This is a genomic window from Reinekea sp. (genome assembly GCF_046710285.1).
Taxonomy (GTDB): Bacteria; Pseudomonadota; Gammaproteobacteria; order Pseudomonadales; family Natronospirillaceae; genus Reinekea.
In genome coordinates this window covers 27,392-43,277 of the sequence record NZ_JBKEGY010000024.1, presented here as the reverse complement: position 1 = coordinate 43,277, position 15,886 = coordinate 27,392, and the positions used below count along the sequence as shown (strand labels likewise).

Genomic DNA, 15,886 nt, shown 5'->3' with positions numbered 1-15,886 from the left:
AAAGACTAGGATAAACGAGAAATGAAACAATCGCTATTTGATATTCGTTGCGAGTGGGGCGAACAGGGCATAGTTAACCTACGTGACGCTTGCGACGTCATCATTGTGGTCGACATCTTGTCTTTCTCGACCTGTACAAGTCTCGCAGCAGATCGTGGCGCCATTGTTTATCCCACCACAATAGATCCACAAAAGGCGATTGACTATGCCGATGAGCTTCAAGCTCAATGCGCTTCTAAGCGCGGTGAGAGCAATGAAACCGATACAATCAGCCTATCCCCTGCTAGCTTTCTAGATATGAGTCTTGGACAGCGAATCGTATTGCCTTCTCCGAATGGCGCAACATTAAGTTTAATGGGTGGTGATACGCCAATTTTGTCGGGTAGTTTGAGAAATGCGCGAGCAACGGCTACTGCCGCGATGCAACTCGGTGCAACCATAGGTATTGTACCCGCAGGTGAGCGCTGGCAAGACAACTCATTGCGCCCAGCATGGGAAGACCTCATTGGCGCCGGTGCCATTATAAACGAGCTTGATGGTCATCGCTCACCAGAAGCAGCCGTCGCTGAAATGGCCTATTTAAGCGTCACAGGAGAGCTTGAAGAGCGAATGGCTTCAGCGGTCTCCGGTCGAGCCTTAATTGAACTTGGCTACGAACAAGATGTAGCGCTGGCTTGTGAAGAAAATGCCGATGCCTACGCTGCACGGCTAGTCAATGGAGCTTTTGTTCAGTTCTAATTCCGTGTGGGACTAGTTTACTTGCATAACAAATTGACGATACGCTTTGACGGCGATCAGTACTAAGGGTGCGGTATGCCAAAGTAAGTCGAATATGTCGAGTGGCTTAACCAGGGTGCCTTGACTGAGCATTCTCAGTTTTTCAACTAAATGGGGTTCAGGTTGAATCGGGGAGACGGCTAAAAATGCACCCGCAATTAACAGCATTGGCCAAGCCAAAGAATCAAGCCATGTCATATCGATATTTACCTTTGATGTGAATGGCTTGTATATTAGCAATTACTAAATTAAAAGCAATGTTTTATTTTGGAGTCATCTCAGTTAAAAAGCTCGTGCCGTAATCCATAGCTTCCAAGCCAAAGTAGTCGGCGAGTGTCTGGCCAATATCGGCAAAGGTTTCGCGTTTGCCAAGGTTAACTGGCTCGCGATTTTTGCAATAGACGATAACCGGGATGTGCTCACGGGTATGATCAGAGCCTGGCCAAGTTGGATCACAACCGTGGTCCGCTGTAAAGATCACTAAATCGCCATCGGCAACGGTTTCTAATAATTCAGGGATGCGAGTATCAAAGTATTCTAGTGCGGCTGCGTAACCGGCAACATCTCGACGATGTCCATAACTAGAGTCAAAATCAACAAAGTTAGTAAACACGATGCTGTTGTCTTTTGCGGTTGTAATTTTATCTAAGGTCTTATCGAACAAATCAGCCAAACCCGTTGCTTTGTGAGTTTCACTAATGCCGGTATGAGCATATATATCAGCAATTTTACCAATAGATATGACAGTGCCATTGGCGTCTGTGAGTTTTTCTAAAACTGTTTTTGATGGCGGTTGTACAGCAAGATCTTTACGGTTGCCTGTACGCTCAAAGCTGCCTGCATCGGCACCAACAAACGGTCTTGCGATGACACGACCAATATTATATTCGTTCACTAATTCACGAGCGATCGCGCATAGCTCATATAAACGCTCTAAGCCGAAAGTTTCTTCATGGCAAGCAATTTGAAAAACACTGTCTGCACTGGTGTAAACAATTGGCTTACCAGTGGCCATGTGCTCTTCACCGAGTTGCTTTAAGATTTCAGTGCCTGAGGAGTGACAATTACCTAAGATACCCGGAACCTTAGCGCGCTTAATAAACTCTTCAAGTAAGGACTCAGGGAATGAATTTTCTTTTTCAGAGAAATAACCCCATTCAAATAAAACAGGTACACCGGCTATTTCCCAATGGCCACTTGGGGTGTCTTTACCACTGGACATTTCTGCAGCATAGCCATAGCTGGCAATAGGCCCAGACGATAGCTCTAAGCCGGCAGGCACTTCACCTTTACTGCTTTCAGTCGCTGCGTTCACTAAACCCAGCTGAGTTAAATTCGGAAGTTTGAGCGGACCTTCTCGGTTAACATCGGCACGACCTTCAGCGCATTCTTGAGCAATATGACCGAACGTATTTGCGCCAACATCGCCAAATGTGTCTGCATCGTCTGTTTCGCCTAAGCCGAAGCTATCTAATACTAAAATATGTGCTCGTTTCATAATAATTACCTCTTTTAAATGCTGAGAAGGTGTACCGTTCTCGAGTGCGCTACTATCCTACGTAGGTGTCTGCGCTGAGGTACTGTAAAACTAGGGACGCCGTAAACCCATCCATGGGGGCTTGTCATTGGCATCCATGCCAATGAACACCCTATTTTTACAGCACCTCAGCTATAAGTGTCGAATAGCCTGGGCGCTTCCTTTATTAACACTAGCCCGTCACAGTTTCATAAACTGATTTAATCGCTTCAGGCTTTTGCTCTGAGAACGAAAATGATGACAAGACTGCGTCTTTTACGCTGTCATACTGAGCCTGATCTCTTACGTGAATCTCAAGCAAAGGTTCACCTTTTTCAAGGTACTCGCCTGGTTTAACGATTTTGTCTAAACCAACAGCGTGGTCGACTTTTTGATCTGCTCGCGAACGCCCACCACCTAGTTGTACAACGGCTAAGCCAAGGTCTCGCGTTTTAACCGAAGCAATGTAGCCTGCTTGAGGTGCATTGAGTGTCAACTTTAATGGTGCTTGTGGCAAATAGCTTTCCATTTTCTCGACAAAGTCGTTCGGGCCGCCTAATGCACCGACCATTTTTGAGAAAACTTCGAGTGCTTTTCCGTTATCTAGAACGGCCTGTAGCTTTTCATGGGCTTGTTCTAAGTTAGCGGCAAGTTTTGCACTGACTAGCATTTCGGCACATAGGGCCATAGTGACTTCATGTACCGCGGCATCGCGATACTCACCTGATAAATACTTAACCGCTTCACGCATTTCAACGGCATTACCCGCAGAACGCGCTAAGACTTGATTCATATCGGTCAGCAATGCAGTGGTTTTAGTGCCAGCACCGTTTGCAACGTTTACGATACTCTGCGCTAGCGCTTTACTGGCTTCGTAGTTTGGCATGAAAGCACCATGGCCAACCTTTACGTCCATCACTAAAGCGTCCAAGCCTGCAGCGAGCTTTTTAGACAAAATAGATGCCGTGATTAGGTCAATGCTTTCGACCGTTGCCGTAACGTCACGAATACCATAAAAACGCTTGTCGGCAGGGGCTAAATCACCTGTTTGACCGATAATTGCAACACCCACATCCTTAACGATTCTGCGGAAGTTATCATTATTTGGGAAAGGGTCGTAACCTGGAATACTTTCGAATTTATCCAGCGTACCGCCAGTATGGCCTAAGCCACGACCGGAGATCATGGGAACATAGCCACCACAGGCAGCGACCATAGGGCCAAGCATTAGGCTGACGACATCACCTACGCCGCCTGTGCTGTGCTTATCAACAATCGGACCATTTAGATCTGACCAGTCTAAGATGCGCCCAGAATCACGCATAGCAAGGGTTAGTGCTATGCGTTCGTCGATAGTCATGCCTTTAAAATAAACGGCCATTGCAAAAGCGCCAATTTGACCTTCGGTGACACTTTCATCATAAATGCCACGGACAAACCACTGTATTTCTTCAGTGGTTAAAATTTCATTGTTACGCTTTCTACGAATAATCTCTTGTGGTAAATACATACTGTGCCTCATTTTCTAATTGTTAATAGCCGCTTTTAGTTGAATTCGCTTGATGCCCAAGTGTCGTTAACAAACTGCCTAGTAGACTGCTAGCGCCGAACCGGAAGGTTGAGGCTGAGACCCAGTCTGGTCCCATGATTTGAGCCGCTAATTCTAGGTATTCAGAAGCATCATCGGCGCTACGTACGCCACCTGCCGCTTTAAAACCAACAGGTTTTTGGCTGCTTTTTATCGCTTCAATCATAATTTTAGCGGCGGCTAAAGTGGCGTTCACCTCTACTTTACCTGTACTGGTTTTAATAAAGTCAGCACCGGCATCAATTGAAACTTCAGAGGCAGATTTAATCAGCGCTTCAGATTCTAAAACACCAGACTCAATAATCACTTTTAACTGCACAGTGTCGCCACAGGCAGCTTTACATTGTTTGACTAAGTTGAAGCCTGTTTGAGAGTCGCCGGCCATGAGCGTTCGATAAGGAAAAACTACGTCGACCTCATCTGCGCCGTCAGCAACGGCTTGCTTTGTTTCCGATACGGCTCTTTCAATATCCGGGCTGCCATCTGGGAAGTTAGTCACTGTGGCTATTTTTACAGACTCCAAACCCAATTTTGAAAGGGCTGAGCGTGCGGTTTTAATGAATTGAGGATAAACACAGACGGCTGCTGGGCTGCCTTCGGGTGTTTTAGCCTGCTGGCACAGCGATTCAATAATCGCATCGGTGTCATTTTCGTTTAACGAGGTGAGGTCCATTAAAGAGAGGGCTTTGCGAGCTGAGTCTTGAAGCTGTGTCATAATTGTTGTCCGTATGGTCAAATTGTGTTTATTCTAGGTGGAAATGAACACGAACTCAACGATTCAGACAGACTTCAATGTAAATTTCACCCATTTCATAACGGAAAGGGAGTAAGACCACTGGTTGGTTGTCTAAATGATTTAATTCATGACCATCACCTTTAATGACATCGGGTGTTGCGAGGTCAAAATCAAGGCCTTGTTCACTGAATCTTCTTTTAGCACCACCGCAGACCATGTTTGTCAGTTCGCCGACTAGGTCGTAAGCTGAATCATCAAGTTGTTTTAAAGGCTCACCTAGCATTCGTTCGTAAATAGCTAATAAGGCCGCTTCTGAGAAGCTTATTGAAAGCGAACCATTGGTGTTTGGACTATGAAGGCGAATATAACCACTCACAATACCATGCGACTTATTACCGACCTTTAATTGCGCTTTACCAATGTGCCCTGACAGTTGGGCCATAGTTTCTGTCACTTCAAGGAGTGACTCTACAAAAGGGTTGATTAATTTGACGTCCATAAAGCCTTCGTTTTACGTAACTACTGCTAAAGTTAGTAGATATCTGGCAGAATGCAGCTTTCTATCAACGATTGAATTGATTTTGGTCTACTTTTTACACGTTATTGGAGATTTATCGAGTGAGTAAAGCATCTCGTTTACGACAGTACTTAGTTTTATCGTTTGTAACATGGTTATCCCTCGGTTTATTGATGTTTTGGATGTTATTTAACCAAATCGAATTGTGGAAATTAGCCCTATTGCTGGTGGTTAATGTACTCGCTGTTATATTTAGTTTGTCGACAGTCAATCACTCACAGGACGAGCTAGCATCAGCAAATAAGGCCCACAGTGGCACTAAACGACAAGTCCAAGAAGCGCAGCTGAAGATTGACCGCTACGAATATGATGCCAAAAAAGCTGGTGAATTACGGCGTATAGTCTTGAATTCCACGCAAGAGAAAGACCACGCTTTACAGAATATGGCGAATGCACTAGATCATGCAATGGATGAATTGATTGAGGTAACGGCGCAAACTGAAAGCGATTTAAGCCAGCAAGTTCAGTTTCGCGCTAAAAGCATGAAACAATATGCCTACGATTTAAAATCGCTAGCGAAATTGGAATTGAAATCTGAGATACCACAACTTCAAGAGATGAACTTTGTTGACCAGATAGGTCCGCTAGTCGATGACTGGGCTGAGTTTGGCAAAGGACATAACGTAACGGTTAAGTTAGATAATCCTGAAGACCATATGCCTATCATGGCAGATGATCAGTGGTTAGAGAGCCTGCTCTCACGAATAGCACGTGCATTAATTCGAATGAATACTGACACGAAATTGCATGTTCATTTAATTGGTTATTTAGACGCCGACATTGGCGATGCTTTGCGCATAACGTTTAATATAAATGGGCGAGTTTTGACTGAAGAGCAGCTCAAACGAGTGCTAACAGAATATATAGGTATTGTAGAAGATGGCCAAGATATTGGACCAGGCTTAACGTTTGTTGTTTCTAGGCGTATGGCTCAATTGCTCAATGGGCTCTTGGAGGTGAACGCGACCGATAAGGGAACAGAAGTATTGTTGGTTATCCCAAGAAACCCGTTTGAACAAAAACTAGAATTGTAATATCGGATGTTCTTGCATAGGAACTGTGACAACTAGAGAATCCTATGCAAGATTAACTTCTAAGAAGCCAGCGGCGCAAAACACCGCGGCTATTACTAGTTATTATTGAATGTTGGAGATACCCATTCAATATCATTTGGCCATTGCTTAGGCGAATCTAAAGGGTACAGCCCGACAATACTTTCCATGTGATCTTTATAATCCGATTTCATATTTTTACCAATCTGATGTAGCGAAAGGCTACGTACATTGTCGGCTAAAACTCGATTCTCATAAAAACGACGAAAGCCATCTAAGCTAATTAAATCAACCTCATGTGCTATACGGGTTAAGCTGTTAAAGTTTTTATTGCCAACTTGAATATCGCCCCAGTAACGTCCACTCAATTGATAGAGATTTTTATCTTCCTCTAATAAATTAGTTTTAAGACCCTGTTTAAAGTCATCAAAATTAGCATCAGAAAGCACCTGTAAACGTTGACGATACTGACTCAGGAAACGATCAGAGTAGAGCTGTAAAAGCGCCGGATCGGTAGAAGGAGATTGAATATAAAGTATTAAACCAGGTAGATCATCAATGGGATAAGGTCGGGCCATGACAATATAGCCAAGCTGCTCTTTAGTTCTTAGTTCAGTAAAGTATGGCGCACTTAACATATCAGCCAGAAGCGCGTATAAAGCGCGTTCACGTAGTGAGCTAGATTCGCCTTGATAATATTGCAAAAATGCCGAATCAGAATGATCAATGTAAATTGAATTTAGAAAGGTACGAGTCGGAATTTTAGCAACTGTACGATTTATCTTCGGTGCACCTTCTTGCGGGATTATTGCATCAATTCTAGTTGCCCATTCTAATGCTTGTACTTGCGTTAAGTTGCCGTGAATAAAGGTAGTTAAGTGGTTTGCAGTTAGCCAGGTCTCACGAGCTTCAATTAAGTCTTCTAAAGTTAATTGAGTTACGGCTTCCATTTGTTCGTCAACCGAAACACTATTGCTTACCAACCATTCATTCGCTCGTCGAAGAACCTGTCGAATAACTGGCTCTTCATCACTATTGCGTAAGTTGCGCATATACTCTTCGCGTTTAATTGCAAAGCGATCGGCGTCTATTGAGTGATCGGCTAGTTCAATGGTCAGAGTATCTAGTAGCAGTTGTAACTTATCTTGATAACCATACAAACGAATTAAAATGCCGTTATCGGCTAAGCTAATGCCATAACCTGACCCAGCTAGGCTGGCTTCATAGCGAACTTCGTTCAAGGCGTCATTCACAAGCGTCAAGTAAAGCGAAGTTGCTGCTCGATTCGCAGCTGATTGATTTGCAAAATCAGTCTCTAGCAGTAAATGAATATCAACCTTTGGTGTTTGGAACTGATCGTCTTGCTCAAACCATACCGTCGTAGTTTCACTTGTTGCAATACGTTGAGGGTTAGCAAAGAACAATGCTGATGCTTCATTCACCAAAGGTAATACATCTAGTTGAGATGGAATAAAGGGGTTTTCGGTCGGCAATGCCAAAGTCACACTTGGTTTAGGATTACGCCAAGTGGCTAACAAGTTTCCGGATAAGTCACCAACAGAATAGGGAGTTTGATAGTATTTGCTGCTCAGGTTGGTTTCCGCATTAGGGTGAGTAAGAATTACTAATGCGTTATCTGGCTGGAGTTGCTTGAGTACCTGGTTTATTTGCTCAGGTGAATAGCCTTCCATTCGGTAAGGGCCCGAAAGAATTTGCTCTGCTGGATAAAAGCGTAAACGCTCAGCGAGAACAACAGCTGTTTGACTAGCGGAGACTTTTTCTGCGAACTGGAAGCCAATTTCATTAATTCTTTGTTGCTCGTCGAATATCCATTGTTGAACACCTTGTTCAGAGATTAATTGAATTTGAGCAAACAATAGAGCACCGACTTCTTGCCAGTTTTGAACGCCTTCTGGCGTAAGCTCAATGGTGACATTAAAGGTGGTCATTGATTCCGTGAGACCACCAGAGCCAGCATATAAGCTCTCAGCCCAGCCTTTTTCTTTAAGAATTGAAAGTAAAGAACCCGTAGATTCGTGTCCCAATAAGTGAGCGACGTAGTTTTCTGGCCGATTGGTAATATTGGCCACCGTATTAGTTGTTGGGAATCGGAAGCTTAGTTGTCTTAATTCACTACGAGGTTCCACTTCAACCAGCAAGGGTAGTCGTTCAGCGGCAATGATGGGTTCTCCATAGATAGGCGCTGCAGATTCAATATTTCTAATCCCCTTGAAGTACTCTTCGACCAGCTTTTCGAGTTGATCAATAGGCTGTGGGCCATATACGGTTAACGCCATGCGAGTCGAGACATAGTGAGCTTTGTAAAACTGGTTAAGTGTCTCACTCATGTTATCCGAAGCTAAGGTTTCTAAATTGCCAACAGCAAGTTTTGATGCAGGGTGAGTTTTATCGACAATCTCTCGGATAGCATCTTCAATGCGGCGACCATCATTTTGTAAGCTAGCACTGTATTCGGAGTGAACGGCATTACGTTCGCGATCGGAATAAATAGGGTCAAATAGGGGTGCGATGAAAAACTGTGCAAATCGGTCAAGGGCTTCAGGTAGCGCGGGAGCATTGATATCGAAGTGATATAGAGTGTTTTCTGAACTAGTGTAAGCATTGTCGCGGCCACCGTTTCTTTCTATAAACTGCTGGTAACCATCCGCTTCTGGGTATTTTTCGGTCCCTAAAAATAGCATATGCTCCAAAAAGTGAGCCAAACCTTGCAGATTTGTTGGGTTTTCCCATGAGCCGACAAAAACATTCATAGCCGCGGCTGCTTTGTCAGAGCCAGGATCGGATACCAAAGCGACTTTCAGGCCGTTCTTCAACGTTAATGTTTTAAAATGGCGTGATTCAGTGTCACTCACGACAATATTTGATGGGTTGAGGCCCGCTGCCGTGTTTTGGGGCAATAAGTAAATACCTACTACTGCAACAACAGCAACAAGACAAACCCCAATGGCGATTCCGACGCCTTTTTTCATTTGATACCCCTTTGAGTGGCTAAGCCTGACAAATCAGATTGATCTGGCATTTTAACGGGGCTAAGGAGCGAGTGCTAGTGAGAATGATTGGAGATTTTCGTTATTGGCTTCATAATGGCATTTTTTGAACTAATTAAGGGCACAGCCGTATGCAAGTTAACGTTGTCGACGTCACGGAAGAGAACTTTCAGCAGATAATGTTTGAAGAGTCTAAACAAAGACTGGTCTTAATCGACTTTTGGGCTCCAACGTGTGCGCCTTGCAAAATGTTAGGTCCAATTTTAGAGAAATTAGCGAACGAATATGCAGGTCAATTGCTTTTAGCTAAAGTAAATGCCGATGAACAGCAGACGATAGCCGCTAATTTTGGTGTGCAAAGCTTGCCAACCGTGGCATTTGTGAAAGATGGCCAACCAATTGATGCATTTCAAGGTGCAGAGCCAGAAAGCGTTATTCGTGAGAAGTTAAACCAATATTTGCCGAGCGCATGGCAACTAATGGCTCAAGATGCGCAAGCTCTCATGGTTGATAAAAATTATCAAGAAGCCTTGCCGCTTCTTACCGAGGCTTATCAACTCAGTGATAAAAATTTTGAGGTTGGCTTGTTAATGGCGGATTGCTATTTAAGCACGAAGCGCATCAGCGATGCCGAAGGCTTGTTAGCCAAAGCTACCATGGAACAGCAATTGCACCCTTTATATGCCCAGTTAACGGCGCGGATGGAATTAATGCAAGAAGCGGCCGAAACGCCAGAGCTAAAGGAACTACAACGCAAATTAGCAAATGACCCGAATAATCTCGGTCTAAAATACGAATTAGGTATACAATTTAGTCAGGCTGATCGATTTGAAGAGTCATTGGAATTGTTATTATCGGTACTAAAAGCCGATATCCACTACCTTGATGGGGGTGTTAAAAAGGCATTCCTAGATGTCTTGAGTGGCTTGCCGGCAGGCGACCCTTTAGCTGCAAGGTATCAGCGAAAGTTATTCACGTTGATGTATTAAATGCTCAAACTAAACGTTAGATTTTACAGAAGGAAGTGAGGTTTGGTTCAATGAAGCACCTGCAATATTATGATGTTCCTATTTCAGTAGGTGATTTGGAAATAGGTATGAACGTTGTTAGTCTGGATCGTCCGTGGGAAGAGACTAATTTTTTAATGCAGGGTTTCATCATTAAATCTCAAGATGAAATTTATCAGTTGCAAGCACAATGCGAGCAAGTGTTTGTGCAAGTTAAAATTGAAGACATAGATGCGTTTAAACGCAAACTAGAAGCGAAACCTAAGAAACCTGACGGTAAAACACATCGCCCCGGTGTTGATGGACCAGTTACTGAAACGCCTGTTCACTATACCGATACTATAGTTTTTGAAGATGCGGTTGAGGCTTCACGGGTTACTTTTGATGACGCGCGGTCTATGGCAAATAACGTCCTCGATGGCTTGCGTTTTAGCCGTAATATTAAGATGGATGACTGTCGTGGCGCGGTTGAAGAAATTGTCGACAGTGTTTTAGCCAATAAAGATGCGCTTCGTTTCTTGAGCCAAATAAAAAATAAAGACAATTATACTGCTGAACACAGTATGAATGTATGTATTCTCAGTGCAACCTTTGCACGGCATTTGGGGTTGTTAGATTTTGAAATAAAAACTATCGCGCTTTGTGGTTTATTGCATGATGTCGGCAAAGCCAATATTCCCTTAGATATTTTAAACAAGCCCGGCAGATTCAACTCCGGAGAAGCTCGAATGATGGCACAACACACCACCTTTGGTCGCAATATCCTCATGTCGATGGAAGGCAGTCACCGGCATGCCGTTGATGTTGCGCATTCGCATCACGAGCGTATCGACGGCAAAGGATACCCTAGAGCCTTGAGTGAAGATGCGATTCCGTATTATGCCAAACTGGTGTCTGTCGTTGATGCTTACGATGCTATGACCAGTGACCGCGTTTATGGAACGCCTAAATCATCTGAGTTTGCGCTAGACATTTTACTGAAAAACGCCGGTACACAGTTCGATGAAGCATTGGTCAAAGAGTTTGTTAAGTGCATTGGTGTGTATCCAGTCGGTTGCTTAGTCGAGCTGAAGTCAGGTGAAATTGCCGTCGTCGTTGGGTCAAATGATCTTGACCCTGCAAGTAGTAAAATTTTAATTGTCAGTGATGATAAGAAGCAACCAAACCCGTTTGAACGAATAGTAAACTTAGCAACCGAAAATGTAGAAGGCAAGAGCATTGTCAAAGAGTTAGCCAATGGCTCATTCGGGTTTGATGTTAAAAAGTACATCCAAAAGGATTTGAGTCTGTATCAATCGTAGGCATCCTTGCCTACGATAATTTAGGCTTTATCTAGTAACGGTTTTAAGTATTTACCAGTAGCCGACTTTTTATCTTTAGCAACATGCTCAGGTGTTCCCGCGGTGACAATGTTACCACCTTTAACACCGCCCTCTGGTCCAAGATCAATAACCCAATCAGCAGTCTTTACGACATCAAGATTATGCTCAATAACCACAACGGTGTTACCGTTATCACGTAATCGGTGTAGTACATCGAGTAATAATTTAATATCTTGGAAATGCAAACCTGTAGTGGGTTCATCTAAAATATAAAGCGTACTGCCGGTATCTCGTTTTGACAGCTCACGAGCTAATTTGACACGCTGCGCTTCACCTCCTGAAAGCGTCGTCGCACTTTGACCTAACTTTACGTAAGACAAGCCCACATCCATAAGTGTTTGCAGCTTGCGAGACAGTGCCGGAATGGCCTCGAAAAACTCAGCCGCATCTTCAATGGTCATATCGAGTACTTCGTGAATATTTTTGCCTTTGTAGCGAACTTCTAGAGTCTCTCGGTTGTAGCGTTTGCTTTGGCAAACATCACAAGCCACATATATATCGGCCAAGAAGTGCATTTCAACTTTGATCAGACCATCACCTTGGCAGGCCTCACAACGGCCACCTTTAACGTTAAAGCTGAAACGTCCCGGCGCATAACCTCGCGAGCGAGCTTCTTGTGTTGCCGCAAACAAATCACGCACAGCGGTAAAAATACCTGTGTAAGTCGCTGGGTTTGATCTGGGTGTACGTCCAATTGGGCTTTGATCGATATCAACTACTTTGTCAAAGTGCTCTAAGCCTTCAATTATCTTATAAGGTGCGGCCGTTAAGGTGGTGGCATTGTTTAGAGCGGTTGCTGCAAGCGGGTAAAGCGTTCGGTTAATTAATGTTGACTTACCCGAACCCGAAACACCCGTGATACAAGTGAATAAGCCAACTGGAACTTCAAGCGTGACATTGTTTAGGTTGTTGCCTGTGGCCCCTTTAATGACTAATTGCTTATCTTTATCAATAGGCAGTCGCTTTGACGGTATTTCAATTTTTTTCTTACCGCTAAGGTACTGGCCCGTGATTGAGTTTTTATTCTTCATGATTTGAGCCGGAGTACCCTTGGCAATTATTTCACCGCCATGAACACCCGCCCCTGGGCCAATATCTAAAACATAATCGGCACTTAAAATCGCTTCTTCATCATGCTCGACGACGATGACAGTGTTGCCCATGTCGCGCAAGTCGGTCAGGGTTTTAAGTAATCGGTCGTTATCACGCTGATGTAAGCCAATTGAAGGTTCATCTAAAATGTACATGACGCCAACAAGACCCGCACCAATTTGGCTGGCCAAACGAATACGCTGTGTCTCACCACCAGATAATGTATCGGCACTGCGATCAAGCGATAAGTATTCAAGGCCGACGTTTTCTAAAAACTCCAAGCGTTGAATAATTTCTCGTAAAATTTTGTCAGCAATTTTTGCTCTTGAACCGGATAGCTTTAACTTGTTGTAATAACGCACGGCATCGGCAATCGACATGTGGGTTATTTCAGGTAAGGTGACACCATCAATAAAGACATTGCGTGAACTTTCTTTTAGTCGACTTCCATGACAGCTCGGACATGATTGCTCTGCCATTAGCTTTAAAAACTCTTCTCGAACTGAGTTACTGTCGGTTTCACGAAAGCGTCTTTCGATATTGGGAATAATGCCTTCAAATGCATGGCTGCGATTGTAAACAGAGCCACGGCTGTTAACGTAGTTGAATTCAATTTCAATATCGCCGCTACCTTCAAGCACTGCTTTTTGAAATTTCTTAGGCAGTTTGCCAAATGGTTTCTCAATATCGACTTTATAGTGTTCAGCTAAAGACGTTAACTGACTAAAATAATAAACAGAGCGTCGATCCCAACCGGTAATGGCTCCTTCAGCTAGGGTTAGCTTAGGATCACGGACAACTTTGTCGAGATCAAAAAATTGCTTAAGCCCTAAACCATCGCATTCGCCACAAGCTCCAGCAGGGTTATTAAACGAGAACATTCGTGGTTCTAATTCGGTAATAGCATAGCCACATTGAGGGCAGGCAAATTTACTGGAAAATAGGAGGTCTTCGCCATCGCCGTCCATCCACGCTACTTGAGATATGCCGCCGGTTAGCGCTAAACAAGTCTCGAAAGATTCAGCAAGGCGAAGGTTTAAGTCATCACGTACTTTAAAGCGGTCTACGACGGCCTCAATGGTGTGTTTTTTGCGTTTATCGAGTTCAGGCACTTCGTCTAAGTCCATCACGGTGCCATCAACACGGACACGGACAAACCCTTGTGCTTTTAGCTCATTGAAGACATGTAAGTGCTCACCTTTGCGATCACGAATTAAAGGGGCAAGCATCATTAGCTTACTACCTTCAGGTAGCGCGACAACTTGGTCAACCATTTGGCTAACAGTTTGGGCTTCTAAGGGCTCACCATGTTCTGGGCAACGTGGCTCACCGACACGGGCAAAGAGTAATCTTAAGTAATCATAAATTTCGGTTGTTGTGCCCACGGTTGAGCGTGGGTTATGGCTGGTGGTTTTTTGCTCAATTGAAATGGCGGGAGATAAACCTTCGATGTGATCGACATCGGGCTTTTCCATCATCGATAAAAATTGCCGCGCGTAAGTTGACAATGACTCTACATAGCGTCGCTGACCCTCGGCGTATAAGGTGTCGAAGGCGAGTGAGGACTTACCAGAGCCCGATAAACCGGTAATAACGACAAGCTTGTCGCGTGGAATATCAACCGTAATGTCTTTTAAGTTGTGTGTACGTGCGCCTTGGACGGAAATATAGTCCATTAAAACCTCGATAATGATTAATGCAAGGGAGCAAAGAAAACATAAATTTCAAAGAAGATCCAGCGGAGGTTTCACCCTCCGCATCAGAATGAGTCTATACGGCTGGGGAGGCGTATTGGATTCATCTGCTGGATCTGCATTTCGAGTGCGTGTTATTCGAAAAGCGTCACAAATATACTGTACAAACAACCAGTTTTCTAGTGTTTTTATTACATTATTGTCAGTCTCTGTTAGAATCCGCGACCGAAATGAATTGCTTTTATGGTGTGATCAAAATTATATGGCACTGAATCGTTTAGAGCGTAAAGCCTTATCTGGGCTGACTTTGTTGTATGCCTCGCGAATGTTGGGGTTGTTCATGGTGTTACCGGTGCTTACTTTGTACGGTCAAGACCTAACATCGGCGACGCCCATGCTACTGGGTTTGGCTCTGGGTATTTATGGAATTTCACAAGCACTATTGCAAATACCCTTTGGTGCCTTGTCTGATCGATACGGTCGCAAGCCACTGATCTATTTTGGTTTGGTCTTATTTTTAGCTGGAAGTGTCTTATGTGCGCTCAGTGATAATGTGTATTTATTGATCGTCGGTCGAGCGTTGCAAGGCTCGGGTGCTATTTCGAGTGTTGTGTTGGCTTTGTTAGCCGATTACACCCGTGAAGAGGAGCGAGCCAAGTCAATGGCGATAGTGGGTATCGTTATCGGCTCATCGTTCGTCATCGCCGTCATTATTGGACCCATAATCGTTGGGTTTTCAGGGCTCTCAGGTCTGTTTTGGTTTACAGCAGGCTTGGCGCTTTTAAGTATGCTTATAGTGGCCACTTTGCCCCCGGTGCCCGATTTACGTATTCATGCCGAGCGGCAAGTAAGGCGAGATTTATTGGCGCCAGTGCTTAAAAACCCATTTGTTGCTGTTTTGAGTGTTGGGATATTTTTACTGCACGTTACGATGACGTCAATATTTGTCGGCTTGCCGTTAATATTAGTCGAACGAGGCTTGATGTCTGAACAGCTTGGCTGGGTTTATGGCCCCGTCATGGTGCTCGCCTTTCTAGGTATGGCTCCGATGATGATGTTTGCTGAAAAGCGCCAAGCACAAATCCCTTATTTAAAACTCTCAGCAGCCTTTATGGTCGTGGCACTCGGATCCCTGGCCAGTTTTGATTGGCTATGGCTCAGTGCATTGGCATTATGGTTGTTTTTTGTCGGCTTTAATTTTGTTGAAGCGACATTACCTTCATTGCTCAGTCGCAGAGTTGACGCCTCAGTCCGTGGTACAGCGATGGGCGTGTTTGCAACAGCTCAATTTTTAGGCGCGGCTTTAGGCGGCGTTGCAGGCGGTTATGTTTTCACACAGGCAGGTTTTTTGGGCATCGCGATCCTCGGTGTAGTAGCGAATATCTTATGGAGTGTTATGCTAATGACCCTTAAGAGTTCGCCCGTTACGAAATCGGCTTAACACTCATTATATTGCA

12 protein-coding genes are annotated in these 15,886 nt (G+C 44.2%); 5 read left to right on the top strand and 7 right to left on the bottom strand.

The features are described from left to right. Positions 1 to 21 precede the first annotated feature (21 nt). Positions 22 to 738 (top strand): 2-phosphosulfolactate phosphatase, encoded by a 717-nt coding sequence (locus ACI882_RS14740; protein ID WP_411743492.1) that lies wholly within the window; start codon positions 22 to 24, stop codon positions 736 to 738. Positions 739 to 750: 12 nt separating this feature from the next. Here the strand turns inward: ACI882_RS14740 and ACI882_RS14735 are convergent, their stop codons facing one another. The 5 genes from ACI882_RS14735 to ACI882_RS14715 form a co-directional block, all read right to left on the bottom strand. Next, positions 751 to 975, bottom strand: coding sequence for a hypothetical protein (locus ACI882_RS14735; RefSeq protein ID WP_411743491.1), 225 nt, complete (start codon positions 973 to 975; stop codon positions 751 to 753). A gap of 64 nt (positions 976 to 1,039) precedes the next feature. Continuing rightward, positions 1,040 to 2,275 carry a phosphopentomutase gene (locus ACI882_RS14730; RefSeq protein WP_411743490.1) on the bottom strand — a complete coding sequence of 412 codons (1,236 nt, stop codon included), beginning with the start codon at positions 2,273 to 2,275 and terminating at the stop codon, positions 1,040 to 1,042. 211 nt (positions 2,276 to 2,486) lie between these two features. After that, positions 2,487 to 3,803 (bottom strand): thymidine phosphorylase, encoded by a 1,317-nt coding sequence (gene deoA, locus ACI882_RS14725; protein ID WP_411743489.1) that lies wholly within the window; start codon positions 3,801 to 3,803, stop codon positions 2,487 to 2,489. 22 nt (positions 3,804 to 3,825) lie between these two features. Then, entirely contained in the window at positions 3,826 to 4,596 is a 771-nt protein-coding gene (gene deoC / locus ACI882_RS14720) for a deoxyribose-phosphate aldolase (protein WP_411743488.1), read from the bottom strand. A 55-nt stretch (positions 4,597 to 4,651) separates the two neighbouring features. After that, the gene (locus ACI882_RS14715) at positions 4,652 to 5,116 is read right to left on the bottom strand and encodes a chemotaxis protein CheX (protein WP_411743487.1); all 465 of its coding nucleotides are present in this window, start codon (positions 5,114 to 5,116) and stop codon (positions 4,652 to 4,654) included. 119 nt (positions 5,117 to 5,235) lie between these two features. Between ACI882_RS14715 and ACI882_RS14710 the strand changes: the two genes are divergently transcribed. Continuing rightward, complete coding sequence (locus tag ACI882_RS14710; protein WP_411743486.1) at positions 5,236 to 6,228, top strand: sensor histidine kinase; 993 nt, start codon at positions 5,236 to 5,238, stop codon at positions 6,226 to 6,228. Positions 6,229 to 6,323: 95 nt separating this feature from the next. Here the strand turns inward: ACI882_RS14710 and ACI882_RS14705 are convergent, their stop codons facing one another. After that, complete coding sequence (locus ACI882_RS14705) at positions 6,324 to 9,236, bottom strand: insulinase family protein (protein WP_411743485.1); 2,913 nt, start codon at positions 9,234 to 9,236, stop codon at positions 6,324 to 6,326. 149 nt (positions 9,237 to 9,385) lie between these two features. On the opposite strand from ACI882_RS14705, the gene trxA reads away from it, so the two are divergent. After that, the gene (gene trxA, locus ACI882_RS14700) at positions 9,386 to 10,243 is read left to right on the top strand and encodes a thioredoxin (protein WP_411743484.1); all 858 of its coding nucleotides are present in this window, start codon (positions 9,386 to 9,388) and stop codon (positions 10,241 to 10,243) included. A gap of 50 nt (positions 10,244 to 10,293) precedes the next feature. Continuing rightward, on the top strand, positions 10,294 to 11,562 hold the full coding sequence (locus ACI882_RS14695) for an HD-GYP domain-containing protein (RefSeq protein WP_411743483.1): 1,269 nt from the start codon (positions 10,294 to 10,296) through the stop codon (positions 11,560 to 11,562). A gap of 20 nt (positions 11,563 to 11,582) precedes the next feature. Here ACI882_RS14695 and uvrA read toward each other — a convergent pair whose 3' ends face one another. After that, on the bottom strand, positions 11,583 to 14,411 hold the full coding sequence (gene uvrA, locus ACI882_RS14690; RefSeq protein WP_411743482.1) for an excinuclease ABC subunit UvrA: 2,829 nt from the start codon (positions 14,409 to 14,411) through the stop codon (positions 11,583 to 11,585). Positions 14,412 to 14,526: 115 nt separating this feature from the next. Between uvrA and ACI882_RS14685 the strand changes: the two genes are divergently transcribed. Continuing rightward, positions 14,527 to 15,870, top strand: coding sequence for an MFS transporter (locus ACI882_RS14685; RefSeq protein WP_411743481.1), 1,344 nt, complete (start codon positions 14,527 to 14,529; stop codon positions 15,868 to 15,870). Positions 15,871 to 15,886 lie beyond the last annotated feature (16 nt).

Excerpts from the sequence above, each read along its gene's own strand:
- deoC (WP_411743488.1), bottom strand. The coding sequence starts at position 4,596 with ATGACACAGCTTCAAGACTCAGCTCGCAAAGCCCTCTCTTTAATGGAC.
- ACI882_RS14715 (WP_411743487.1), bottom strand. The coding sequence starts at position 5,116 with ATGGACGTCAAATTAATCAACCCTTTTGTAGAGTCACTCCTTGAAGTG.
- ACI882_RS14705 (WP_411743485.1), bottom strand. The coding sequence starts at position 9,236 with ATGAAAAAAGGCGTCGGAATCGCCATTGGGGTTTGTCTTGTTGCTGTT.
- ACI882_RS14735 (WP_411743491.1), bottom strand. The coding sequence starts at position 975 with ATGACATGGCTTGATTCTTTGGCTTGGCCAATGCTGTTAATTGCGGGT.
- deoA (WP_411743489.1), bottom strand. The coding sequence starts at position 3,803 with ATGTATTTACCACAAGAGATTATTCGTAGAAAGCGTAACAATGAAATT.
- ACI882_RS14740 (WP_411743492.1), top strand. The coding sequence starts at position 22 with ATGAAACAATCGCTATTTGATATTCGTTGCGAGTGGGGCGAACAGGGC.
- ACI882_RS14730 (WP_411743490.1), bottom strand. The coding sequence starts at position 2,275 with ATGAAACGAGCACATATTTTAGTATTAGATAGCTTCGGCTTAGGCGAA.
- uvrA (WP_411743482.1), bottom strand. The coding sequence starts at position 14,411 with ATGGACTATATTTCCGTCCAAGGCGCACGTACACACAACTTAAAAGAC.
- ACI882_RS14695 (WP_411743483.1), top strand. The coding sequence starts at position 10,294 with ATGAAGCACCTGCAATATTATGATGTTCCTATTTCAGTAGGTGATTTG.
- trxA (WP_411743484.1), top strand. The coding sequence starts at position 9,386 with ATGCAAGTTAACGTTGTCGACGTCACGGAAGAGAACTTTCAGCAGATA.